Genomic DNA, 23301 nt, shown 5'->3' with positions numbered 1-23301 from the left:
AGTATCTTTTTCAGAATCTAAAGAAGAAAAAAAATGCAATATGGTCTAAAATACCGACTACTTTTTATTCCAAATATTTCAAAAAAATACTATTGCCCGATAAGTTTAGATCATTTAATCTTTGTACTTAATACCTTGTAGCCAGTACCCAATCAACCCTCTTCCACATCATGTCTTTTGGGCAAATCAGGATTAACAAAGGTAAATCCCCGGGCATCGTTGCCATCATAAAAATCAACTTGCATGCCCATTAGGAACATCACATGTCTTTTTTCGATCAGGATGGGAATGCCTCTGTACTCAAATTCCTGATCCCCATCTTTGGCTGTGTCGAAACCCAAAGCATAAGCCATACCCCCACAGCCTCCGCCTTTTACACCAACCCGGAGAGAGTATTCGGAGGGAATGTTCTTGGTACTCATGATGTTTTGTATCTCTTGATGGGCTTTGTCGGTGATGGAAATTGGAATTTGCATATCCTAAGAAGTCATTAAATTGCTTTCAAGTTCAAAAATAATGACATTTTATCGACTTCTCTTTGAAATATTTTAGATATTCGGGTATAATAAATTTTAAGCAATGGAATACCTTACCGATTTGTTAAAAATTATTTTGCCTGCAGGGCTGGTCATATATGGCATGTATGTGGTGACTGTCTCATTTTTAAAAAAGGACAGGGATATGAAGTTGGTGGAGCTGAAAACGAAAAACATGGAAAAAGTGCTCCCTGTGAGGTTGCAGGCAGGTGAAAGGCTATGCCTGTTATTGGAACGTCTGACTCCAAACAACCTGGTCAGAAGGGTAAGTAATCACGCTTATTCGGCACCGGAACTCCACAGTCTGCTGCTTTCAGAGGTGCGGGAAGAGTTTAACCATAACCTTTCCCAGCAGGTTTATTTTTCCGATGAAACCTGGGAAGCCGTGAAAAAAGCCGTGGAGGATATAGTAACCGTTATCAATAGGGCTTCCCAGGATATAGACCAGGATTCCCGGGGCATTGACCTAGCCAAAAGGATTTTCGAGATCACCTTGGAACAAAAAAACGATAGCATTGCTTTTGCATTAAACAAAGTAAAGTCTGAAATCAGGGTTTATTTTTAAAAAGAAGTATATGTCAAACTGGAAAGAAAATACTGAGGCCTATTTGGACAAGGCCAAAATTCTCTATCATCAAAAGGCTACAGCCATTGCGGAAAACAAAGCCAAATTAAACAGGTTGCTTCATCAGGTTTCCGAGAAGCTGGACCAAGTTTCGCATAGCCCATATTTCCAAAACGCAAAAGAGCAAATTTATGTGTTAGTTCGCATGATCAAAGCTTATTATCACAATGATTATCGGGCGTTTTCCCGAAAATCATTGGTGCTATTGGTTTTGGGACTTTTGTATTTTGTAATCCCATTGGATATTATTCCTGATTTTATCATGGGCTTGGGCTATATAGATGATGTGACGGTAATGTTGGCCGTTTATAAAAGCATTCAGGAGGATATTCAAGATTTTTTGGATTGGGAGAGAACTAAGGAGTAGTTCCTTTTTGTTAGTTCCTGAAAAACCAAAATCCATTTTATGAGTACCATTACTTCTTCGATCAGTCCTGAGCTGATTGACCAAGCAATGAATTATGCCGATTACAGAGGTTTGATTGACCAACTTTTGGAAGAGGATAAAACCACTGGGGACAATCATTCCGAAACTATGCTGGACTATACCCGCATTAATGTCCAAAGGATGAAACGCTGGGATAAGACAGCCAAGGTGGGCGAAGAAATCAAGGAAGCCATTCAAGAAGTGGACAGCCCACAGGTTTGGTTGGTCCTGACCGAAGCCTGGTGTGGGGATGCTGCCCAAAACATCCCCTATATTGAAAAGCTTGCCAGCCACAACGAAAATATCAAAATAAGATACTTACTCAGGGATGAAAATCCCGGGGTCATGGACCAATACCTGACCAATGGGGGAAGGTCCATTCCCAAATTGGTGGCTTTGGAAGAGGATACCTTAGAGGAGCAATTTACCTGGGGACCAAGGCCGCAGGTAGTGCAACAAAAAATGTTGGACTATAAAGCCAATCCTGAGAGCATGACTTCGGAGGAGTTCAAAAAGTCCATTCACCTGTGGTATGCAAAAGATAAAAACAGTACCTTGGAAAAGGAGTTTTTAAGCCTTTTGACCAACAAAAATTAGAACCATGATGACCATCGCATTAGTTTCCGGGGGATCTGGACTTATAGGGATGCAGCTTTTGCATCAACTGTTCCAGGAAAAAGCCTATGATGCGGTGATATCTGTTTCCCGAAGGGAACTGGCCATCAAGCATCCCAAGCTGGTGCAGGTGGTGGTGGATTTTGATCAGATCAACCAGGTAAGCCTTTTGGACAAATTGAGGGAAAAGGATATTGGCGGGGAAAACCAGGCCATCGTCCGGGCCCTTGAAAATAAAGAAGCGGTAATCCATGCTTTTTGTGCTTTGGGGACCACCATCAGAAAAGCCAAGTCCAGGGATAAATTTTATAAAATCGATCATGATTATGTGATCAACTTTGCCCGCTGGGCCTATAGCTGGGGAGCAAGCAAGTTTTTGTATGTCAGTGCTCTGGGGGCAGATCAATTATCCAAATTCTTTTACAACCGGGTAAAAGGTGAAGTGGAGGAAGACCTGAAAGTCATCCCATTTCAATACCTGGGCATTTTCCGGCCTTCAATCCTTTTGGGACACCGTAAGGAATCCCGCTTTGGGAAGATGTGGGAAAGGTGTTAGCGGGAGCCATTACTGCTTTGGGACTTTTCAGAAAATATAAGCCCATCTACGATCACAAAGTAGCCAAAGCCATGGTTCACCAGGCCCTTAATGATGAAAGGGAAAAAGTGAAGTTTATCTCTTCTAAAGAGATGCAGATTTTTTGAGTAGTTTTTGAAAGCATTCAGAGATGGGCCATCAAACCCTGTAAGTGGTTTAGGGTTTGGAATCCCCATCAACTGGCCCGGTTAGTTTGGAGCGCTGAGAGAGTGACATTTTTAAGGGTTGAAAGGCTAAAAAAGTTCTGATGAGAATTCCTGTTTCATTTCCAGCTATCTGGCAGGGTTGGAGTGGTGTGCCAGAAATGCCACCATTTCTTTTTCTTCCAAAAAATATCCATAAATAATCTGATCAAGTTTTGGCGGGATAAGTCGGTTGATCTCTTAGCAAGTGTATGGCCATCATGATGGCGATGGGTACATATCAGGGAGGAAGGTTGATTATTGTGATTGAAATTGAAAGATACTGATACGCCTCCAAAACTACCCCTTATTTTAATTTCCCATTCCGTTGGAGATTTGCGGATTACCTCGTTTCCAGCACCCGAAAACACGGCTTTTCTGAGCTCTTCCAAGGTATCGGTTATCATGGCATTATATTGGTCTCCCACTGTTTTTCGTTGCATTTCCAGCTCTTTCTCTCGACGGTCTACCAGCTTTGCCGCCAATTCCAATATCTTTTCCTGGGCAAGGGAATCAAAATCCTCCATTTGGCCAGGGTCAAAATGCCATTGGTTCACAAGTTCCGTTTTTAGGGCTTTCAGTTGATTTTGTACCTTTTCTAAACTTTCCCGGGCCAGTTTTAGCTCATTGGATAAGTTTAATTGGACATCAATTCCGAATTGAGCCTGTTTTTCTTCCAAAAAATTAATATTGTCCTGAAGGATCAAAGCTTGTTCTTCTTTTGCCCTTAAATCACTGATCAATTGCTCCAGACGTTCTGTTTGTATGGTTGAACGATTCTCTTCAGGTAGGTCTTGTAGTTTTACCAGTTCCTTCTCTTTAGCATCAAGGGATTGACGTAGTGAGGCCAATTTGTTGCTTTCTTCTTTCAGTAACATGGCAAGATCAACTTCTACAGCCAAGGGGCCTTTTAGGGCGACCTGTTTTTCTAAATAATCCACCCGTTCCCGTAATTTTTTTTCCTCCAGACGCAGTTGCTGGTATTTTGCCATTTGCTGCGACAGGTTAATTGTGGCGGAGCTATGGCTCTTGTGTTTGCTGGTGATAGAGGAGATAGAAGACATTTTAAAGTCAGTTCTGGCTTGCTGCAATAAGCACTTCCAAATCAGGTGCAGCTACCCCGTAGGCTTTTTGCATGCACTGATTCAAACGAACCACCCGTTTGGCAACCTCCTGCTGTTGAATTCGGATTGTATTCATCACAATTGGAGGGGCAAAGGTAACTCCGCCAAATTGTGCGGCTTTTTCCTCTTCAAAGTGAAGGTTGTTCAGGTAGGTACTGATTTGCTTCAAAAGGCTTTCTGTTTCCGAGGCCAATTGGTCCATCTCAAAATCTTTTAGGTCCAACAAGGGTACTCCCTTTTCTAGGGGAATTGCCTCCTCCTGTTCCAGTTTTTTGGCAATGGCATTAACTGCGGTTGATTTGGCTTCCACCTCCAGATCATCAATTTCTGCAGGTAGTTCCCCATGTTCTGCTTCCGGTTCAGGGGGTAAAGGAGCAGGGGTATTCACCCCCTGTTCTTTTTTACGGATTTTTAAGAAGTTGGAAACGGCGGAGAAAACCCAATTAACCCCGTTGGCCACTTTTTCGGGGTCTGCAGCCTTCTTCATGATGGCCTTTGTTAAATGTGACACCACCGCTGTGCCAACAGTTATGCCAATTGAAATAGGATCCATAGTTTGGTGTTTAATAGGGAAAAGTGAATATATGTAAAGGGCTGATATCCAGTTGTTTTAAATAGTGCGCGCCCTACTTTAAACCTCTTGGTTTAATTTTTATCTTTCGACTTGGTAAGAATCTTTGGCTTCCTTGCCATAATGGTATTGAAGGTGCCCGTAAGGATGCTTCTTAATAGCGTTTGGGAAATATAAAAGGGTCAAGGTAATCTATTGCCCTTTACCAATATTTTAGTTGCTACCATAAAACTTAAGGTGTTGATGTAACTCCTTGCTGGTAATTCTTTTTTTGTTTGTTATTTTATACTGAATTTATGACTTTTTGCAAAATTTGCAATTTTGAAACAGCATTTTTTATAGTCTGTGATTTTACCCAAACCTTTTTTCCTAAAACTGGATTTTGAAAACCGTAAAAATGGTGTTGGACAGATGGTGTCCGGAATTAGCAATGGCTTTTAAAAGAGGGGATTAACCAGGGCCCGGTTTTTAGTCAAAGGGCAAAATGCATACAAAAATGCACTTCAAATCAATAGGGATAATTATTGCCCCAGGGGCTTTTTTGGACGAAATCAATCAAAATATCTTTAAAGAATAATTGCCTTGCTGGTATAAAACACCTATTTTGGAAAGGTATTTTTAGGATTATGAAAAGCATTGTTTTAAAGAACGGATTTTTTGGGAAGGTTCCCGTCGTCAAGCTGGAGTTCCCGTATGATTTTGAGCTAAAAGAGACAGTGAAATCTTTCCCGGAATGTCAATGGGATATTCAGGAAAAAGTCTGGTGGGTACCTTATTCTGACGATATTATTGAACGGCTGCTTTCTTATTTTAAGGGAAAAGTCTGGTTGGATTATTCCAGGTTTCGGAAGCTAGACAAAACCGAGATGCCTGCCCAACTGCCTCCAATTTCAGAAAAACTGAAAAAAGAAATTTTGGAATTTGAGGATTGGATGCGGAATAAGCGGTACAGTGAAAGCACGATTAATACCTACATAGGAGGGCTGATCCTGTTTTTCAGGTTTTTGGAAAACAAGTCTTTGGAGGAGATAAAAAATGAAGATCTGGAAAAATTCCATAAAGAATACATCATCGCCAGGCAATATTCGATATCCTTTCAAAGCCAGGTAATCAATGCGGTGAAATTATTTTTTAGCATTCGGGAAAACAGGAAATTGGATCCAGAAATCATTCACAGGCCCAGGAAGGAGAAATTATTGCCAAATGTATTGAGCAAAGAAGAGGTGAAAAGGATTTTGGAGGTACACAAGAATGTAAAACATAGGACGATGTTGTCTTTGGTATATGCCTGTGGCCTTAGGAGAAGTGAATTGTTGAATCTTAAAATTTCCGATGTGGATTCCAAAAGAGGGCTACTGATTGTCAGACAGTCCAAGGGGAAGAAGGACAGGGTAGTACCATTGTCGGAAAAGATTGTGGGGTTGTTGAGGCAATATTACAAATCTGAGCGTCCAAACATTTATTTGTTTGAAGGGGGGAAATCAAATACAAAATATAGTGAAGGAAGTTTGCAGAAAATAATGAAATCAGCCTTAAGGAAAACGGGGATAACAAAACCAGTGACCCTTCATTGGTTAAGACATTCATTTGCTACCCATCTTTTGGAAAATGGCACGGACCTCCGTTATATTCAAGAAATATTAGGTCATAATAGTAGCAGGACTACAGAAATTTATACACATGTATCCGATAACAGTATAAGGAGGGTTAAATCACCATTCGATGACCTATAAAATAAAATTACCAAAAGGTATACAAACCCAACGAAGGGTTGTTGGATTTGTATACCTTTAGTTTACATATATACAAGTTGAACAAAACCTCCTACGTCGGTAGCTATTTGATTTTGAACAGTTAACCAATTTATTTTCAGTGATTTACCCTAAATTCACTCCATGTTTTACCATTAAATAAATAACATCATGGAAAAAAAAGTCTTCGTCAACGGATGTATGAGGAAATGTTGGTCAGGAACTATTCCCCCAGGACCATCAGTACCTACATCAGCCTTGTATCGGCAGTTTCCAAACATTTTGGAAAGATCCCCGAACAGATCAGTATTGGTAAGTTAAAGGAATACCTTTTCCATAAGGTCGAAGTCAACAAAATGTCCCCTTCAGGGGTGAATCAGACCATCAGTGCGTTCAAAATACTTTTCAAAGATGTCCTGGGCAGGAGCTGGGATCCGGTAAGAATCAAGCGGCCCAGACGGCCCCAACTCCTCCCTTCTGTTTTTTCGAAAGAGGAGATATCCCTTATACTGAACTCCATAAGGAACAGAAAGCATTATTGCCTGCTGGCCCTCACCTACGCCTCCGGTCTGAGGCTGAACGAGGTGATCAGCCTGAAGCCCTGTGATATCGACAGTGACAGGATGCAGCTGAAAGTAAGGGGAGGAAAGGGATATAAGGACAGGTATACCCTGCTGCCAAAAGGGCTGTTGGAAAGGCTCCGGGAATACTACAGGTACTACCGGCCCAAAACCTATCTTTTCGAAGGCCGGACACCTGGCAAACCCTACAGTGAAAAGAGTGCACAGTGCGTTTTAAAAAAAGCCATGGAATGCGCAGGGGTAACAAAGCATGCTTCTTTCCATACCCTTCGCCACTCCTTTGCCACGCACCTTCTTGAGCAGGGAACCAATGTCAGGTTAATCCAGGAGCTGTTGGGCCACAAATCCCTCAGGACCACTACGGTTTACCTGCATGTGACCAACTTGAATCCGGCACAGATCAAAAGTCCCCTGGACGAGCTGTGATGGATATCCTTAACAAGAGGAACAGCGGGGTAGAACTTTCCGATATCCTTCTGGGGCAGAAAGAATCCTTTCTTTCAGGAAACAGCCCGTGTACCGCCCAGTACAAGGCCTATCTGGACATCATTTCCTGCAGGACATCTGAAATGGGTTCCCATACCCTGGCATGTGACAGCTGTGGCCATACCAAAACGAGCTATAACAGCTGCCGGAACCGCCATTGTCCCAAGTGCCAGTATATCAAACAGCAGGTATGGGTAGAAAAGCTCAGGAGCAGGTTGCTGCCGGTGAGGTACTTTCACGTAGTGTTCACCGTCCCGGACTTTCTCAGGCCGCTTTTTTATACCAACCAGCGGTATGGTTACAAGCTCCTGTTTGAAGCCTCTTCGGCCGCAGTGAAAAAGGCTGCCCTGAACCCCGCTTTTCTGGGGGTTGAAAGCGGCTGTATGGCGGTGCTGCATACATGGGGACAGTCCCTGTCCTACCATCCACATATCCACATGCTTGTTCCTGCCGGGGGACTGGACAGCGATGGGCAGGAGTGGATCGTCGCACATAAAAAGTTCTTTGTTCCGGTGAAGGCACTGTCAGCTATTTACAGGGGCGTATTTATGGAAAAACTTATCAGGGCGTTGGAAGGAAACCTTCTCAGGATACCGGAAAAGCAGGCAAAACTGTTTGCCGACCCAAGGCTTCTCAGGCGGGAAGCCTATGCAAAGTTTTGGCATGTCTACATCAAAAAGACCTTCAGGGGGGCAAACCAGGTGGTCAGCTATCTGGGAAGGTATACCCACCGCGTGGCCATCAGCAACAGCAGGATCCAATGGACTGATGGGAAAGCGGTCAGTTTCAGGTGGAAGGACTACAGGGACAACAGGAACAGGACCATGAGCCTCAGCTGCCACGAGTTTGTAAGGAGGTTTATGCAGCACATCCTCCCTTCTGGATTTTACAAGATCAGGTACTACGGGATCATGGCCTCGGCAAACAGCAGGACCAAAATGGAAACCTGCTTCAGCTTGCTGAAAAAGACAGGGTACATCTCCTTCTACCAGGGACTGACCACTTACGAGATACTTGAAGAGGTACTGGGCCCGGACTTCTTCCTTTGCCCCTGCTGTAAACGGGGAAAAATGGTGTTCGGGATTGCTTCACCAAAAGAAAAAGGCCCCTGAAACTTTATAAACGGGACGTTCATTGACATCATGAAGAACAGATTGGAGGGAAAAGGTTTCCCAGGGAAAAATATGCCTTTTTCCAGCAAAACCATCAATCAAACTAGAAGCTTTAAACAGCGAAACCAAAGAACCTCCTGAAAACTCCCGCCAAGAAAAGATCCATGAAAGACAAATGCCCATAGCAGTTCACCGGCTCCGTCCAACTATGTTTTAAACGCAATCTTGATAGTCTTAAGAAAATAGTTTATTTTTTGCCTAGATTGCGTTTAAAACACTTTACGTTGTGCGTCATGCAAAAAAGGACAGGCTGAACATTGATAAGAAGTGAAACTGAAATAAGAAACATATGGAGCAACTGGACAGACAAACCGACTGAACCGTGCTTTTATCATTCGACAGTGAATGACAAGATTTCTATTTCCCCCGCTTCGCATTTTTTAAAATTTCTCTGCCAACCCGCATTTGGCACATTTGCAAAGCCGCTCAAGCCAGCCCACAACCCAAGCTTTACAAAAGAGCCAAATCACCCACCCACCGATACCAAGAATAATTCTCGTTTTATATCTTATATTTTGAGATATAATTGTAATTTAGAAGCCAATAATTTGAGAGCAATGAATCGAATCAAAGAAGTGCTTGAAGAAAAAGGAATTAAACAAACTTGGTTAGCGGAGAAGCTGGGAAAGAGTTACAACATGGTGAACTCTTATGTGCAGAACAGACAACAACCGAGACTTGAAATACTTTTTGAAATCGCCAAGATTCTTGACGTTGATCCCAAAGAACTAATCAAATCTGAGCATGAATAAGAAAACATTATCAGAGAGAGATATATGCACCAAGTTCATCACACCTGCGATTGAAAAAGCAGGATGGGACAAGAATACTCAGCTACTCGAAGAAGTGTCTTTCACAGATGGAAAAATCTATGTAAGAGGAAAACTTACTGCCAGAGGAACAAGAAAACGAGCTGACTATATTCTCTATTACAAACCAAACATTCCAATTGCTATTGTTGAAGCGAAAGACAACAAGCATTCTGTAAGAGCAGGAATGCAACAGGCATTGGACTATGCTCAAATTTTAGACATTCCTTGTGTTTTCAGCAGCAATGGAGATGGATTTGTTTTTCATGACCGAACCGCAATGGACGGCAACATTGAAACGGAATTTGACAATGATAACTTCCCTTCTCCCGAAGAGCTTTGGCAGAAATACAAGAAATACAAGGGCATTGAGACACCTGAAGCTGAGAAGGTAGTTGCACAAGACTACTACTTTGACGGGAGTGGAAGAAGCCCAAGATACTACCAACAAATTGCGGTAAACCGAACTGTTGAAGCTATTGCCAAAGGGCAAGACAGAATCCTGCTTGTGATGGCAACTGGAACGGGAAAAACCTACACTGCTTTCCAAATTATTCACCGTCTTTGGAAAAGCGGGACTAAAAAACGTATCCTCTTTTTGGCCGACCGAAACGCCTTGATTGACCAAACACGTAGAGGCGACTTCAAACACTTCAAAGACAAAATGACGGTGGTTAAACACCGCATGATTGATAAAAGCTATGAAGTGTATTTGGCATTGTACCAAGGCTTGTCTGGTGCGGACGAAGAAGCCAATGCCTACAAACAGTTTTCCCATGAATTTTTCGACCTCATTGTCATTGACGAGTGCCACAGAGGAAGTGCAAAGAAAGACAGTGCTTGGCGAGAAATACTCCGCTACTTCAACAAAGCAACGCACATCGGCTTGACCGCTACACCCAAAGAAACCAAAGAAGTCTCGAACATTGAATATTTCGGAGATCCCATTTACACCTATTCCTTGAAGCAGGGAATTGATGATGGTTTCTTGGCTCCTTATCGAGTAGTGCGGGTAAACCTGAATGTGGATACCGAAGGCTGGCGACCGGAACAAGGGAAAACCGACAAAAAAGGAAATGAAGTTGAAGACCGCATCTACAACCGAAAAGACTTTGACAGAAACTTGGTTATTGAAGAGCGCACTCAAACAGTTGCCCGAAAACTAACCGAGTTTTTGAAGGGTTACGACCGTTTTGCCAAAACCATTGTTTTCTGCACCGACATTGACCATGCAGAACGTATGCGTTCGGCTGTATCCAATCTCAATGCTGACCTGGTTGCTAAAAACCACAAATACATCATGCAGATTACAGGAGATAATGATGAAGGAAAACGTGAATTGGACAACTTCATCAATCCGGAAGAAACTTATCCTGTGATTGCCACCACTTCTGAACTGATGACCACAGGTGTGGATGCTCAGACCTGCAAAGTGATTGTATTGGATGCTGAAATAAAGTCGATGACCAAATTCAAGCAGATTGTGGGGAGAGGAACCAGAATCAATGAAGAGTTTGGGAAAATGTATTTCACCATTCTCGACTTTAGGAATGTGACCGACCTCTTTGCCGACAAAGACTTTGACGGAGACCCGATTCGGGTAAAACCAGTTTCAGAAGACACTGACTTAAGCGGTATTGTGGATGAAGAAGAAAACATTGACACGCCCATCATTGATGAAGAATCAGGTGAAGAAATTGAAATAGAAACTGAAATCAGATACCCTGAACCGCAAACTCCCACAGATAAAGTTCATGAACCACGAGAAAAGGTCTATGTAAATGGTGTGGATGTTTCTGTATTGATAAGCCGTGAAATGTACTTTGACAACAACGGCAAACCGATTACAACCAGTCTAAAAGACCACACCAAAGACTTAATCAAAGGCCAATACGCTTCATTGGATGATTTTCTAAACCGTTGGAACAGTACAGACAAGAAAGAATTGATCATCAAAGAATTGGAAGACCAAGGTGTGTTGGTGGAAGCTTTAAGAGATGCCGTTAATCGTGAAGTGGATTTGTTCGACCTCATTTGCCATGTGGCATTTGAACAACCACCATTGACGCGAAAAGAACGTGCAAATAATGTGAAGAAACGAGACTACTTCACCAAATACGGAGACCAAGCCCGAAAAGTACTGGAAACACTTTTGGATAAGTACGCAGATGAAGGTGTAACCAACATTGAAAGTATGGAGATTCTGAAAGTAAAACCATTGACGGATTATGGTTCTCCCTTAGAAATCATCAAGCAGTTTGGCAGTAAAGCCAAATACTTGGAAGCAGTAAAGGAATTAGAACAAGAACTTTATAAAACGGCTTAGATGGAATTAAAAGTTTTTTTATCTGAATTCAAGGGTGGCCAAACGACCAAGTATGCAATCCCACACAGGTACAGAATTGCAAAAATCCATCAACCAGAAATGGCAGACGATTTATTGTCTCTATGGAACAGAGTAGAAGGAAAAAACATTCTCAAAGAATTAGCAGATAACGTAAGTGCTTTAGAGTTTGATGCTTTTGCTGTGGCTCCAAGTCACACAGAGCCATTCAATAGACATCTTAGAAACGAAATGAGAGAAAGGTTCTCAGATAAGATTGACCTTTCAGAATTCTTTCAAAAAGCAGAGACATTTAAAGCCATTACAATAACAAATGAAATGACTGATGATGAACTTCTGGACAACATATATCTTAGTGAAAGCTCAGATGATATGCCTGAAGGAATTGATTCTATATTATTAGTGGATGATATTTATTCTAAGGGTTCTACATTCCGTGCTATGGAGTTAGCACTTCAAGAAAAATATTCAACCGCTTATATAATTGGAGCAGTAATATTAAAAACAACATAATGGCAAACCTCAAAGGAATCATAGACAGCATCCGCAAAATCATGTGGCAAGACACTGGACTGAACGGTGATGCACAACGCATTGAGCAGTTGGGATGGATGCTCTTTTTGAAAATCTTTTCCGACAAGGACAAGGAATTAGAAATTATCAAAGACGATTACGAAAGCCCTATCCCTGCCGAATTCCATTGGGAAGAATGGGCTGGTGATGATGAAGGTATGACGGGTGACGAGCTGCAAGCTTTTGTAGATCAAAAACTCTTCCCAACGCTCAAAAACCTAAAAGTGGGCATGAGTGATGACCTGGCAAACAAACGTGCCTTACTGGTGCGTGAGGTGTTTGACGGCAATAACAACTACATGAAAAGCGGCATCAACATCCGCAAGGTGTTGAACAAGCTCAACGAAATTGACTTCAACATTGCCAAAGACCGCCATGCTTTTGGCGAACTCTACGAAACCATTTTGAAGGAACTCCAAAGTGCAGGCAAAAGTGGTGAGTTCTATACACCCAGATCGATTACTGAGTTTATCTGCGAAATGATGAATCCGCAATTGGGCGAAAAGATTCTAGACCCGAGTTGCGGAACAGGTGGTTATTTAACGGCTGCCATAGAGCATTTGAAAAAACAAGCCAACAGCGTAGAAGAACGCGAAAGCATTGCCACAAACATTGTGGGTTGGGAATACAAACCGCTTCCGTATTTGCTGGCAACCACCAATTTGATTTTGCACGACATGGAAGTACCCAACATCCAGTTTCGTGACAGTTTAGACCAACCGCTGAGCAACTACACCGAAAAGAACAGGGTAAACTTGATATTAGCTAACCCACCTTTTGGGGGCATTGTAGCCAACAACAACGAAAACAACTTTCCGCAGAATTACCGAACCAAGGAAAGTGCCGACCTCTTTTTGGTGCTGATGGTGCATTTGCTGAAAAATGGCGGACGGGCGGGTATTGTTTTACCTGACGGTTCATTAACTGGAGATGGTGTAAAAGAAAGAGTGAGAAAAAAGTTACTAGAAGATTGCAACCTGCACACCATTATCCGTTTACCAAATTCTGTTTTCAAACCTTATGCAACGGTGGCAACCAACTTACTTTTCTTTACGAAGGGTGAACCCACCAAAGAAGTCTGGTATTATGAACACCGTTTACCAGAAGGACAAAAAAGCTACAGTAAAACGCAACCACTCATGCTTTCAGAATTTGCACCTATTAAGGACTGGTGGAATAATCGGGTTGAAAATGAACTTGCTTGGAAGGTAGATATTCAAACAATTATTGGTAGAAATTATGACTTAGACATAAACAACCCAAATAAGAAAGAAGAGGAAGTTGAACATTCAAGTGCTGAACTTATGACTATGCTAGACTCTTCTTTTGATAGAAGCCACAAACTACTAAATCATATTAGAGAAGCTGTTCAATGATTTGGAAGACGAAAACATTAGGAGATTTATGCCATATTGAGAAAGGCAAGATTGGAATTCAAAAAGCAACTCCAGGCGAATTTCCTTTAGTAGTTACTGCCGAAGAAAGACTTTCCCACAACGAGTTTCATTTTGAAGGCAATGCGGTTATCATTCCACTAGTGTCTTCAACAGGTCATGGTCACAAAAGCTTAAAGCGAATCCATTTTCAATCAGGAAAATTTGCTGTTGGAAATATTCTCTGTGCCGTTATCCCAAAAGATGAAAATGTTTTAAGAGCTGACTATCTATTCCGCTTTTTAGATCTGAACAGAGAGAAGGAATTGGTTAGCAGAATGAAAGGCATGGCCAATGTGACCTTACCAATGAAGGAAATTGCCAAAGTTGAAATACCTATTCCTCCAATTGAGGCTCAAATAGATTTTGTTCAACAACACTCAGTACTTGAAGAAAAAAGTAACGATCTAGGAGAAGAAATAGAACACCAACTTGAAATGGTCAAAAAACTTCGACATGCCTTTTTACGGGAAGCCATGCAGGGCAGGTTGGTACCACAAGACATCAATGACGAGACTGCTTCGGTGCTGCTTGAAAAAATCAAAGCCGAGAAAGAACGCTTGATAAAGGAAAAGAAAATCAAGAAGCAAAAACATCTGCCACCCATTACCGAAGAGGAAATACCTTTTGAAATTCCTGAGAATTGGAGGTGGTGTAGGCTGGGTGTAATTTCAAATAACATTCATTATGGATTCAATGCTTCTGCTAATCCTATCCTACAGGAAGTAAGGCTACTGAGGATAACAGATATTCAAGACAATAGCGTTAATTGGGAAAGTGTTCCAGGTTGCAATTATAAAGAGAAAGACATTTTAAGCTACAAATTAGGCATTAACGATATAGTCATTGCACGTACAGGAGGGACAATCGGAAAGTCATTCCTTGTGAATGAGGAGCCACCTAACACAACTTTATTTGCGTCATATCTAATCAGGATAATCCCTTCAAAATCATTAAATGCCTCTTTTCTAAAATATTTTTTGGAAAGTCCTTTTTACTGGGAACAACTTTATGAAGCAGCTTGGGGTGCTGGTCAACCAAATGTTAATGCGACCAAACTCAATGCTCTATTATTATCATTACCCCCACTTTCTGAACAACAACGCATAGTAGTTAAGTTGGATGAGTTAATGGCCTATTGTGATGAGTTGGAGGCCAGCATCAAAGAAAGTCAGCAGCAGAATGAGTTGCTTTTGCAGCAGGTGTTGCGGGAGGCGTTGGAGCCTGAGTCTGCCATATTGTCCTGATTTTCAGGTTGGCATATTAGTTGACTAGTGAATAATGCTTCAAAGTATTTCTGAGCAATTAGAAAAGGTTTGTTGGTGTAAGGTTTAAGTTAACACTTTCCTTGACTATCCTCAATAAGGATGCCAAGGCTGACAGTTCTGCTGTCAAGTTGTCTGCTGATACCCCTATAATTATATATAGAAGTATCGTAATAAAGTTGATAATTAAAGTCCCTGTCTTCATACACTTACGTTTGTTCAATCTTCCCCCTAACCCTTGCGTTAGTGAGGATTTAATACCGCGAATGTGAATTCGGGTCAGGTTGTTGGAGGCGGAAACGCTGAGTTGCGATCTGGAGTGCGGCATAGAAATATGATCCGCCAAGGGATGGAGATAGGGCCCCAGTGAGGTGAAATTCCTCTGTGGATTGGGGGACGTGTCAAAATACACGGTATCGGCTTGCCGGTATGTCCATGGCCCAGGCTCCCATTGAAAATGCTTATGAAAACAATTTTTACCGAAGAATTGTGGAATGCCTACGTTAAAAAGGTTGAAGACGACTTCAATCTTAAAACCTACCCACAATTCGACCCTTACTTCAACTTCCCGAAAGACAAAAAACGTCTTTACGATTTACTTTCTGATCCTTCAATGAAGCGCATGAAAAATCATGACTTCACTCCCTTGGTTAAGATTCTTCAGAAAACTCCTCGATACAAATGGCAAGAAGATAAAGCCCTTACGGGTGGAGGAAAATATGATTTAGAGACCAAAATCCGCCCCATCTCTTTTGCTTCTCATTTCGACACCTACGTCTATGGATTTTACTCTTTTGCTCTTAACAAGGTTTATCAAGAATATATTCATAAAAAGGGATTTCAAGAAGTTGTTTTAGCATACAGAAGTGACTTGGATGGTAAATGCAACATTCAGTTTGCAAAAGAGGCGTTTGACCAAGTTAAATCAGCTTACTCAGAAAATGGCGAATGCTCTGTAATTGCACTCGACATTAAAGGCTATTTCGATCACATCGACCACTCTATTTTGAAAAAAATGTGGTGCAAGGTTATTGAAGAAGATGATTTACCACTTGACCAGTACAAGGTATTCCGATCCCTTACAAAATACAGCTATGTTAACTATGCTAGCTTTCTAAAGCACTTTAATATCAACCTAAATAAACTCGAAAAAGAGCAGCGTAAGAAATATAAAGGTAAACAGAGAGTACCTAAGGGATATCAGTCATTGCTTGACCTTATACCTAATGACATCAACGGCTCATCTTTTCTCAATAAGATGGAGCTATTACGCAAAAGGAAGCTAGTAACCATTAACCGCAATAAGGATAGATCCCTTAGCAAAAATGGGATACCTCAGGGCTCAGCAATGAGCGCTTTGCTTTCAAACATTTATCTCGCTGAATTTGATCGTGAAATATTTGAAAAAGGTCAAAAGGAAGGTTTTGTATATCGCAGATACTGTGATGACCTTCTTGTAATTTGCAAACCCGACCAAGTCAATCAGCTAAAAGATTACTTAATGGATCTGATCAATCGGGAATATAAATTGACCATCCAAAACCGTAAAACAGAAGTGGTTGACTTCAAACCATCTCCAAGCGGCCATATGAGGTCTTATAAGCGTGAGTTTGTTGAGGCGACTCAAACCTTTGATCTTTTACCGAACAGCGATTCTAATTTCAAAAACCTACAATACTTGGGATTTGAATTCAATGGCAAGAGCATATACATAAGACCTGGAAGCCTTTCACGCTATTTTAGAAAGATGAAAGCCAGAATAGTGAAATCGGTTTCAATGGCTTACAGTGAAAACTCAAAATCAGATACCATTTTTAAACAGCAAATTTTCAGTCGTTACTTTCATCTTGGGAAGAGGAACTTCTTATCTTATGCAAACAATGCCTCAAAGAAATATTACACTAATTCTTCGGGTGATCGAAAAGAAGGAATGAACTCACCAAGCATTAAAAGGCAGATAGCCGCTCACATGAGAATATTAAAACAAGAGATTGAAAAAACCAGTGAGCAACGAGCAGAACAAAAAGGAGAAAAGAAAATAAGAGTTTAGCCAACGCACACTTGCAAGCACATTTGCAGGTCGCACAATGCAAACGCTCGACCATAACCTGCAAAAGAGCTTCCAAGTCCATGCCCTAGAAAAGAGAAATTTTAAAAAATGCCCCACCGCACAGGTGGACATTGAAAATGAAGACTAAAACGAAAAGAAAAATAAAGCACGAACGCACAACATTGTGTATAAGCAATAGCGGGTTTAGTGCTATTTTGAAACGTAAAACTATAAATCAAAGGTCGGTGCTATCTGACAGTTTAGTGGGTTAAAATCCGCTACTGCTCATACACGAGACCGTTGAACAAAACCTCCTACGTCGGTAGCTATTTGATTTTGAACAGTTAACCAATTTATTTTCAGTGATTTACCCTAAATTCACTCCATGTTTTACCATTAAATAAATAACATCATGGAAAAAAAAGTCTTCGTCAACGGATGTATGAGGAAATGTTGGTCAGGAACTATTCCCCCAGGACCATCAGTACCTACATCAGCCTTGTATCGGCAGTTTCCAAACATTTTGGAAAGATCCCCGAACAGATCAGTATTGGTAAGTTAAAGGAATACCTTTTCCATAAGGTCGAAGTCAACAAAATGTCCCCTTCAGGGGTGAATCAGACCATCAGTGCGTTCAAAATACTTTTCAAAGATGTCCTGGGCAGGAGCTGGGATCCGGTAAGAATCAAGCGGCCCAGACGGCCCCAACTCCTCCCTTCTGTTTTTTCGAAAGAGGAGATATCCCTTATACTGAACTCCATAAGGAACAGAAAGCATTATTGCCTGCTGGCCCTCACCTACGCCTCCGGTCTGAGGCTGAACGAGGTGATCAGCCTGAAGCCCTGTGATATCGACAGTGACAGGATGCAGCTGAAAGTAAGGGGAGGAAAGGGATATAAGGACAGGTATACCCTGCTGCCAAAAGGGCTGTTGGAAAGGCTCCGGGAATACTACAGGTACTACCGGCCCAAAACCTATCTTTTCGAAGGCCGGACACCTGGCAAACCCCACAGTGAAAAGAGTGCACAGTGCGTTTTAAAAAAAGCCATGGAATGCGCAGGGGTAACAAAGCATGCTTCTTTCCATACCCTTCGCCACTCCTTTGCCACGCACCTTCTTGAGCAGGGAACCAATGTCAGGTTAATCCAGGAGCTGTTGGGCCACAAATCCCTCAGGACCACTACGGTTTACCTGCATGTGACCAACTTGAATCCGGCACAGATCAAAAGTCCCCTGGACGAGCTGTGATGGATATCCTTAACAAGAGGAACAGCGGGGTAGAACTTTCCGATATCCTTCTGGGGCAGAAAGAATCCTTTCTTTCAGGAAACAGCCCGTGTACCGCCCAGTACAAGGCCTATCTGGACATCATTTCCTGCAGGACATCTGAAATGGGTTCCCATACCCTGGCATGTGACAGCTGTGGCCATACCAAAACGAGCTATAACAGCTGCCGGAACCGCCATTGTCCCAAGTGCCAGTATATCAAACAGCAGGTATGGGTAGAAAAGCTCAGGAGCAGGTTGCTGCCGGTGAGGTACTTTCACGTAGTGTTCACCGTCCCGGACTTTCTCAGGCCGCTTTTTTATACCAACCAGCGGTATGGTTACAAGCTCCTGTTTGAAGCCTCTTCGGCCGCAGTGAAAAAGGCTGCCCTGAACCCCGCTTTTCTGGGGGTTGAAAGCGGCTGTATGGCGGTGCTGCATACATGGGGACAGTCCCTGTCCTACCATCCACATATCCACATGCTTGTTCCTGCCGGGGGACTGGACAGCGATGGGCAGGAGTGGATCGTCGCCCATAAAAAGTTCTTTGTTCCGGTGAAGGCACTGTCAGCTATTTACAGGGGCGTATTTATGGAAAAACTTATCAGGGCGTTGGAAGGAAACCTTCTCAGGATACCGGAAAAGCAGGCAAAACTGTTTGCCGACCCAAGGCTTCTCAGGCGGGAAGCCTATGCAAAGTTTTGGCATGTCTACATCAAAAAGACCTTCAGGGGGGCAAACCAGGTGGTCAGCTATCTGGGAAGGTATACCCACCGCGTGGCCATCAGCAACAGCAGGATCCAATGGACTGATGGGAAAGCGGTCAGTTTCAGGTGGAAGGACTACAGGGACAACAGGAACAGGACCATGAGCCTCAGCTGCCACGAGTTTGTAAGGAGGTTTATGCAGCACATCCTCCCTTCTGGATTTTACAAGATCAGGTACTACGGGATCATGGCCTCGGCAAACAGCAGGACCAAAATGGAAACCTGCTTCAGCTTGCTGAAAAAGACAGGGTACATCTCCTTCTACCAGGGACTGACCACTTACGAGATACTTGAAGAGGTACTGGGCCCGGACTTCTTCCTTTGCCCCTGCTGTAAACGGGGAAAAATGGTGTTCGGGATTGCTTCACCAAAAGAAAAAGGCCCCTGAAACTTTATAAACGGGACGTTCATTGACATCATGAAGAACAGATTGGAGGGAAAAGGTTTCCCAGGGAAAAATATGCCTTTTTCCAGCAAAACCATCAATCAAACTAGAAGCTTTAAACAGCGAAACCAAAGAACCTCCTGAAAACTCCCGCCAAGAAAAGATCCATGAAAGACAAATGCCCATAGCAGTTCACCGGCTCCGTCCAACTATGTTTTAAACGCAATCTTGATAGTCTTAAGAAAATAGTTTATTTTTTGCCTAGATTGCGTTTAAAACACTTTACGTTGGCAGCAAGCTAAAATAACCTACCATGATTTACGACAGTTCTGTATGGAAAATTGAGCTTAAAAAAGATCTTGAAGAGATTCGAGATTTCTTTAAAGAAACGGATCTGAACTATGACCTAGAATTTGAAGAGAATGATGACTCAGAACAAGAAGAAAGTGAAATACTGACTATCGCATTTATTAAACTCCAAAAGTTCGCTATTTACTCATCAATAATTCTTAGGAAATTGATAGAAGCGAGAAAGCTATCTGATGAACTAATTGGTAAAAACTATCCTATTAAAACTTTCAGTAAACAATCTGATGAACCAATTTCAATTTTTAATGGATACGAAATTGAAAAACTGTATGAACTCAATAACCCGACCACAAAGAACATTTCAATTAAAATGATTGCTCATCGACTGATTCATAGTTATCACTTCATGCCCAAATATTCATGGATAAAGATTGATGAAAGTTTACCTGATGAAGATGCGGAGAATTGGGAAGTCCAGAATCTCGAAGGAGTTTGGTTCTCTTCTGATAAAACAAAAGATTCAGAATTGTCTTTCATTGAAATTGACATCTATTTTAAAATCATTGAAGATGTGATTAATGACTTCATTGTTCATATTGAATACAACGGAGACGGACAAATAGTAAAGAAATCATCGGTAGGTATTAATGAAAAACTATAAAAAAAGCCAGCTGCCAACATCGGCTATAGCAAATGCGGGTTGACTGTTTAAAAATGAAGATATTTCAACTAAACAACATTCGGTCTGGCGGACAAAGATTCGGTTTCAAAATCCCGCACTTGCCATAGCCAGGGCCGTTACCAGCAATCCCCCATATATTAAAAACATTTACTTTCAGAGCTAACGGGAAGTGAAGCTGAATATGGCTAGAAGGAGAATGATGAATTGTAGCAATTAATGATTTACAGAAACTTGAAAAAACGTTAGTCAGAATCAAAATTAAATAGATGAAGCAATCCTTATTAGAAAAATATATTGAGTTTCATCCCGATTTTATTTCAGAATTGGAGCAACTATCTAAAACAAATAAAGAGAAATTTATTTGTGGGTTTAAAAAGGAAAAGGATAAGACGAACTTCTTATCAAGAATTTCGGAACTGAGATTCGCTGAATTTTTAGAAAGAGAATCGATTAACTATGAATAAGAACCTACTATCGAAGAGAAGAAACCAGACTTTAAGATTAACTTACAATCTAATGGTTCAGCTTATTTTGATGTCAAAAGATTTAATATCTCTGATTTCGACAAACAAAACGATAGAAAATTATACGATTTATCAGAACAGTTAAAAACAATTGAAAAACCGTATTATTTGCATCTCGAGCAGATAGAAAATAATCTAGAATTTGATTTAGAAGTAGCATTCAATTTAATTGAGAAATGGATTCTCCAAAATACCATTAAAGAGGGTGATGCATTCAATTATGAAAATCAGTTCAATATAGAAGTCACTAAAACAAAAGGAATTAAGGATTATGTACTCTGTACCTACAGTGTTGAAAACCCAAAAATTCATCCTACCAAACCAGTATCTGATGTTTTATCGAAAATAAAATGTTATCAGGAAGTCATAATTGATAAAGGGTTTCCATTCTTCGTAGGAATAGACTTGACGATTGACACATTAAAAAATCCTGTTGACTATTGGATTCAGTTTCTTGGAGGCTCCTGTATAAATATTGATACGAAAGTAGAGTCTTTTCAGCTTGGTGAGTTCTATGCTGACCCCAGATTTGATGGATTAACTGGCTTGTTAATTAGATTTAACAATCAATTTTACTGGCTTATCAACCCAAAAAACAAAAGTCAAATTAGATTTCAAAATGCTAGAACTGAAATGAACAAAAGCTGGTAACATCGGCTTTAGCAAATGCGGGCTGACTATTTGAAAATAATGACTTTGCAACTAAATAACATTTGATATGGAGGATAAGAAAGTGGTTTCAAATTCCCGCACGTGCCATAGCCAGGACCGTTGTGGTTAATTAAAATTTTAAATTAAGAAGATTATGACTAATAGAATTGAGAGACTAAATGAATTAGATTCTTACGGAGTCTTAAATCATAAACAAGACGAAGAATTGAATGATCTAGCAAAAATTGCTTCTTTGGCTCTTAATGTTCCGATTGCACAGATCACTTTTGTCCATGATGAATTCACTTTTGTTAAGGCAAATATTGATGTCGTTTCAACGGAGAGCATTCCAGGAAGAGTAAAACGCAGAGAATCATTCTGTCACCATAGCATAAAAAATCCCAAAGAAACAATGATTGTCAATGACGCAAGTAAGGATTCGCGCTTCATTAACAATCCATTTGTTAATTCAGATCCTCACATACGCTTCTACGCTGGAAAACCCTTGACTACTCCTGCTGGAAATCCACTGGGGACAATATGTGTAATTGATAATAAACCAAGAAATCTCTCTTTAGGCGAGAAACAATTATTAGATATTTTATCAAAGAAAATAATGGCATATCTAAACAATAAACGAAAGCTTTTGAACCAAGAAAATAAAATCATAGATGATGCTTTAAGACTTCAAAATTTAACAGATAGATTGCCTGTTGGTATCTTTCAATTAGATAAATCAAACCAGAATAACCTGAGATTCAAGTTTTTAAATAAAACAATGAAAGAAATGTGTCCATCCGTCAATACGAATAAGTCCTCAGAATCAATCGAAATCCTTTTCTCATCAATTTACCCTGACGACAAAAATAGATTTATAAATCATTTGAATGAAAGTTTTGATAATCTATCTTTTTCAAACATTCAATTTCGTATAAAAAAAGGAAATAACTGTGCATGGTTTGCGATGAAAGGAAATGTAGAAAGGAGGACAGATGGCAGTAAAACGTTTTATGCTAGTATTCGTAACATCGATAATCAAATCGAATATGAGAAAACTTTGGAGCAAATAGCTTTTGATATTTCACATGTTCTTAGACGACCTGTATCAAGTCTTTCAGGGTTGGTTAATTTAGTAGATACAAAAGAAAAACTTAATAAGAAAGAGCTTTTAGAATATATTGGACTTGTAAAAACAGTTTCAACGGAAATGGAATCATACACCAGGAAATTGAATGACATCTATCAAAAAAAGAAAGAAATAATAACTAACCACAACAAAAGCTATACGTAATGCAGGTTTTAGAGCTAAATTGATAGTAAATGAATATTAACAAACATATCTGTAGGCTGACAGTGAAGTGCACTTTAATCCCGCACTACGCATAGCCAAATCGTGTTGTGTGCTATTAAAAGAAAAATTAACGCTTTTAATTGAAAATAAATGAGAAAGGATTATTTAGGCCTCTTTGGGAAATAGACATAATTAACCTTTTAGTGACTTAACTAAAAGGTTAATTTGTTTTTAGGGTACTTTGAAGTAAAATTCAGAGTACAATTTGTGTAAGGAAAAGTACAATTA

General features: G+C 40.8%; 23 protein-coding genes. 20 read left to right on the top strand and 3 right to left on the bottom strand.

Annotated elements, in window-relative coordinates; genetic code table 11:
* Positions 1 to 152 precede the first annotated feature (152 nt).
* Positions 153 to 476: a HesB/IscA family protein gene (locus QWY93_RS02825; protein ID WP_290246674.1), complete on the bottom strand. Its 324-nt coding sequence runs from the start codon at positions 474 to 476 to the stop codon at positions 153 to 155.
* Positions 477 to 579: 103 nt separating this feature from the next.
* On the opposite strand from QWY93_RS02825, the gene QWY93_RS02820 reads away from it, so the two are divergent.
* The 5 genes from QWY93_RS02820 to QWY93_RS19660 are packed head-to-tail and all read left to right on the top strand — an operon-like array spanning position 580 to position 2905.
* The gene (locus QWY93_RS02820) at positions 580 to 1101 is read left to right on the top strand and encodes a DUF7935 family protein (RefSeq protein ID WP_290246673.1); all 522 of its coding nucleotides are present in this window, start codon (positions 580 to 582) and stop codon (positions 1099 to 1101) included.
* Between the two features lie 10 nt (positions 1102 to 1111).
* A complete protein-coding gene (locus tag QWY93_RS02815) occupies positions 1112 to 1528 on the top strand; it encodes a YkvA family protein (protein WP_290246672.1) in 417 nt (138 codons plus the stop codon).
* 39 nt (positions 1529 to 1567) lie between these two features.
* A complete protein-coding gene (locus tag QWY93_RS02810; protein ID WP_290246671.1) occupies positions 1568 to 2185 on the top strand; it encodes a thioredoxin family protein in 618 nt (205 codons plus the stop codon).
* A 4-nt stretch (positions 2186 to 2189) separates the two neighbouring features.
* Positions 2190 to 2759, top strand: coding sequence for an NAD-dependent epimerase/dehydratase family protein (locus QWY93_RS02805; RefSeq protein WP_353959616.1), 570 nt, complete (start codon positions 2190 to 2192; stop codon positions 2757 to 2759).
* Positions 2744 to 2905, top strand: coding sequence for a hypothetical protein (locus QWY93_RS19660; RefSeq protein ID WP_353959615.1), 162 nt, complete (start codon positions 2744 to 2746; stop codon positions 2903 to 2905). The genes QWY93_RS02805 and QWY93_RS19660 overlap by 16 nt, the downstream gene beginning before the upstream one ends.
* 155 nt (positions 2906 to 3060) lie before the next feature.
* Here QWY93_RS19660 and QWY93_RS02800 read toward each other — a convergent pair whose 3' ends face one another.
* Together QWY93_RS02800 and QWY93_RS02795 are read right to left on the bottom strand one after the other, a co-directional pair.
* Positions 3061 to 3972, bottom strand: a complete 912-nt coding sequence (locus QWY93_RS02800) for an AAA family ATPase (protein WP_290246670.1) — start codon at positions 3970 to 3972, stop codon at positions 3061 to 3063.
* Positions 3973 to 4051: 79 nt separating this feature from the next.
* Positions 4052 to 4657: a hypothetical protein gene (locus QWY93_RS02795; protein WP_290246669.1), complete on the bottom strand. Its 606-nt coding sequence runs from the start codon at positions 4655 to 4657 to the stop codon at positions 4052 to 4054.
* A 644-nt stretch (positions 4658 to 5301) separates the two neighbouring features.
* Here QWY93_RS02795 and QWY93_RS02790 point away from each other — a divergent pair.
* The 15 genes from QWY93_RS02790 (at position 5302) to QWY93_RS02720 (ending at position 23013) form a co-directional block, all read left to right on the top strand.
* Positions 5302 to 6408, top strand: coding sequence for a tyrosine-type recombinase/integrase (locus tag QWY93_RS02790; protein ID WP_290246668.1), 1107 nt, complete (start codon positions 5302 to 5304; stop codon positions 6406 to 6408).
* A gap of 215 nt (positions 6409 to 6623) precedes the next feature.
* On the top strand, positions 6624 to 7433 hold the full coding sequence (locus QWY93_RS02785) for a tyrosine-type recombinase/integrase (RefSeq protein WP_290246383.1): 810 nt from the start codon (positions 6624 to 6626) through the stop codon (positions 7431 to 7433).
* Entirely contained in the window at positions 7433 to 8605 is a 1173-nt protein-coding gene (locus QWY93_RS02780) for an IS91 family transposase (protein ID WP_290248799.1), read from the top strand. Before QWY93_RS02785 ends, QWY93_RS02780 begins: the two co-directional genes overlap by 1 nt.
* A 401-nt stretch (positions 8606 to 9006) precedes the next feature.
* Entirely contained in the window at positions 9007 to 9417 is a 411-nt protein-coding gene (locus tag QWY93_RS20010; RefSeq protein WP_435380188.1) for a helix-turn-helix transcriptional regulator, read from the top strand.
* Entirely contained in the window at positions 9410 to 11800 is a 2391-nt protein-coding gene (gene hsdR, locus QWY93_RS02770) for an EcoAI/FtnUII family type I restriction enzme subunit R (RefSeq protein WP_290246667.1), read from the top strand. Before QWY93_RS20010 ends, hsdR begins: the two co-directional genes overlap by 8 nt.
* Entirely contained in the window at positions 11801 to 12331 is a 531-nt protein-coding gene (locus QWY93_RS02765) for a hypothetical protein (protein ID WP_290246666.1), read from the top strand.
* Entirely contained in the window at positions 12331 to 13767 is a 1437-nt protein-coding gene (locus tag QWY93_RS02760; RefSeq protein WP_290246665.1) for a class I SAM-dependent DNA methyltransferase, read from the top strand. The genes QWY93_RS02765 and QWY93_RS02760 overlap by 1 nt, the downstream gene beginning before the upstream one ends.
* Positions 13764 to 15071, top strand: coding sequence for a restriction endonuclease subunit S (locus QWY93_RS02755; protein ID WP_290246664.1), 1308 nt, complete (start codon positions 13764 to 13766; stop codon positions 15069 to 15071). Before QWY93_RS02760 ends, QWY93_RS02755 begins: the two co-directional genes overlap by 4 nt.
* Before the next feature lie 481 nt (positions 15072 to 15552).
* A complete protein-coding gene (locus QWY93_RS02750) occupies positions 15553 to 17139 on the top strand; it encodes a reverse transcriptase domain-containing protein (protein WP_290246663.1) in 1587 nt (528 codons plus the stop codon).
* A 438-nt stretch (positions 17140 to 17577) separates the two neighbouring features.
* Entirely contained in the window at positions 17578 to 18387 is an 810-nt protein-coding gene (locus tag QWY93_RS02745) for a tyrosine-type recombinase/integrase (RefSeq protein WP_290246662.1), read from the top strand.
* Entirely contained in the window at positions 18387 to 19559 is a 1173-nt protein-coding gene (locus tag QWY93_RS02740; protein WP_290248799.1) for an IS91 family transposase, read from the top strand. The genes QWY93_RS02745 and QWY93_RS02740 overlap by 1 nt, the downstream gene beginning before the upstream one ends.
* A gap of 310 nt (positions 19560 to 19869) precedes the next feature.
* Entirely contained in the window at positions 19870 to 20526 is a 657-nt protein-coding gene (locus QWY93_RS02735) for an EF-hand domain-containing protein (RefSeq protein WP_290246661.1), read from the top strand.
* Between the two features lie 287 nt (positions 20527 to 20813).
* Entirely contained in the window at positions 20814 to 21011 is a 198-nt protein-coding gene (locus QWY93_RS02730; RefSeq protein WP_290246660.1) for a hypothetical protein, read from the top strand.
* A 168-nt stretch (positions 21012 to 21179) separates the two neighbouring features.
* Positions 21180 to 21722: a hypothetical protein gene (locus tag QWY93_RS02725; protein ID WP_290246659.1), complete on the top strand. Its 543-nt coding sequence runs from the start codon at positions 21180 to 21182 to the stop codon at positions 21720 to 21722.
* 154 nt (positions 21723 to 21876) lie between these two features.
* On the top strand, positions 21877 to 23013 hold the full coding sequence (locus QWY93_RS02720) for a GAF domain-containing protein (RefSeq protein ID WP_290246658.1): 1137 nt from the start codon (positions 21877 to 21879) through the stop codon (positions 23011 to 23013).
* The last annotated feature ends 288 nt before the right edge of the window (positions 23014 to 23301 follow it).

Source organism: Echinicola jeungdonensis, from assembly GCF_030409905.1.
GTDB classification, from domain to species: Bacteria; Bacteroidota; Bacteroidia; order Cytophagales; family Cyclobacteriaceae; genus Echinicola; species Echinicola jeungdonensis.
The sequence above is the reverse complement of the archived record's forward strand: the minus strand, read 5'-3'. Positions and strand labels throughout refer to the sequence as shown.

Coding starts and splice junctions, on each gene's coding strand:
- QWY93_RS02825 (WP_290246674.1), bottom strand. CDS start 476: ATGCAAATTCCAATTTCCATCACCGACAAAGCCCATCAAGAGATACAA.
- QWY93_RS02820 (WP_290246673.1), top strand. CDS start 580: ATGGAATACCTTACCGATTTGTTAAAAATTATTTTGCCTGCAGGGCTG.
- QWY93_RS02815 (WP_290246672.1), top strand. CDS start 1,112: ATGTCAAACTGGAAAGAAAATACTGAGGCCTATTTGGACAAGGCCAAA.
- QWY93_RS02810 (WP_290246671.1), top strand. CDS start 1,568: ATGAGTACCATTACTTCTTCGATCAGTCCTGAGCTGATTGACCAAGCA.
- QWY93_RS02805 (WP_353959616.1), top strand. CDS start 2,190: ATGATGACCATCGCATTAGTTTCCGGGGGATCTGGACTTATAGGGATG.
- QWY93_RS02800 (WP_290246670.1), bottom strand. CDS start 3,972: ATGGCAAAATACCAGCAACTGCGTCTGGAGGAAAAAAAATTACGGGAA.
- QWY93_RS02795 (WP_290246669.1), bottom strand. CDS start 4,657: ATGGATCCTATTTCAATTGGCATAACTGTTGGCACAGCGGTGGTGTCA.
- QWY93_RS02790 (WP_290246668.1), top strand. CDS start 5,302: ATGAAAAGCATTGTTTTAAAGAACGGATTTTTTGGGAAGGTTCCCGTC.
- QWY93_RS02785 (WP_290246383.1), top strand. CDS start 6,624: ATGTATGAGGAAATGTTGGTCAGGAACTATTCCCCCAGGACCATCAGT.
- QWY93_RS02780 (WP_290248799.1), top strand. CDS start 7,433: ATGGATATCCTTAACAAGAGGAACAGCGGGGTAGAACTTTCCGATATC.
- hsdR (WP_290246667.1), top strand. CDS start 9,410: ATGAATAAGAAAACATTATCAGAGAGAGATATATGCACCAAGTTCATC.
- QWY93_RS02765 (WP_290246666.1), top strand. CDS start 11,801: ATGGAATTAAAAGTTTTTTTATCTGAATTCAAGGGTGGCCAAACGACC.
- QWY93_RS02760 (WP_290246665.1), top strand. CDS start 12,331: ATGGCAAACCTCAAAGGAATCATAGACAGCATCCGCAAAATCATGTGG.
- QWY93_RS02755 (WP_290246664.1), top strand. CDS start 13,764: ATGATTTGGAAGACGAAAACATTAGGAGATTTATGCCATATTGAGAAA.
- QWY93_RS02750 (WP_290246663.1), top strand. CDS start 15,553: ATGAAAACAATTTTTACCGAAGAATTGTGGAATGCCTACGTTAAAAAG.
- QWY93_RS02745 (WP_290246662.1), top strand. CDS start 17,578: ATGTATGAGGAAATGTTGGTCAGGAACTATTCCCCCAGGACCATCAGT.
- QWY93_RS02740 (WP_290248799.1), top strand. CDS start 18,387: ATGGATATCCTTAACAAGAGGAACAGCGGGGTAGAACTTTCCGATATC.
- QWY93_RS02735 (WP_290246661.1), top strand. CDS start 19,870: ATGATTTACGACAGTTCTGTATGGAAAATTGAGCTTAAAAAAGATCTT.
- QWY93_RS02730 (WP_290246660.1), top strand. CDS start 20,814: ATGAAGCAATCCTTATTAGAAAAATATATTGAGTTTCATCCCGATTTT.
- QWY93_RS02720 (WP_290246658.1), top strand. CDS start 21,877: ATGACTAATAGAATTGAGAGACTAAATGAATTAGATTCTTACGGAGTC.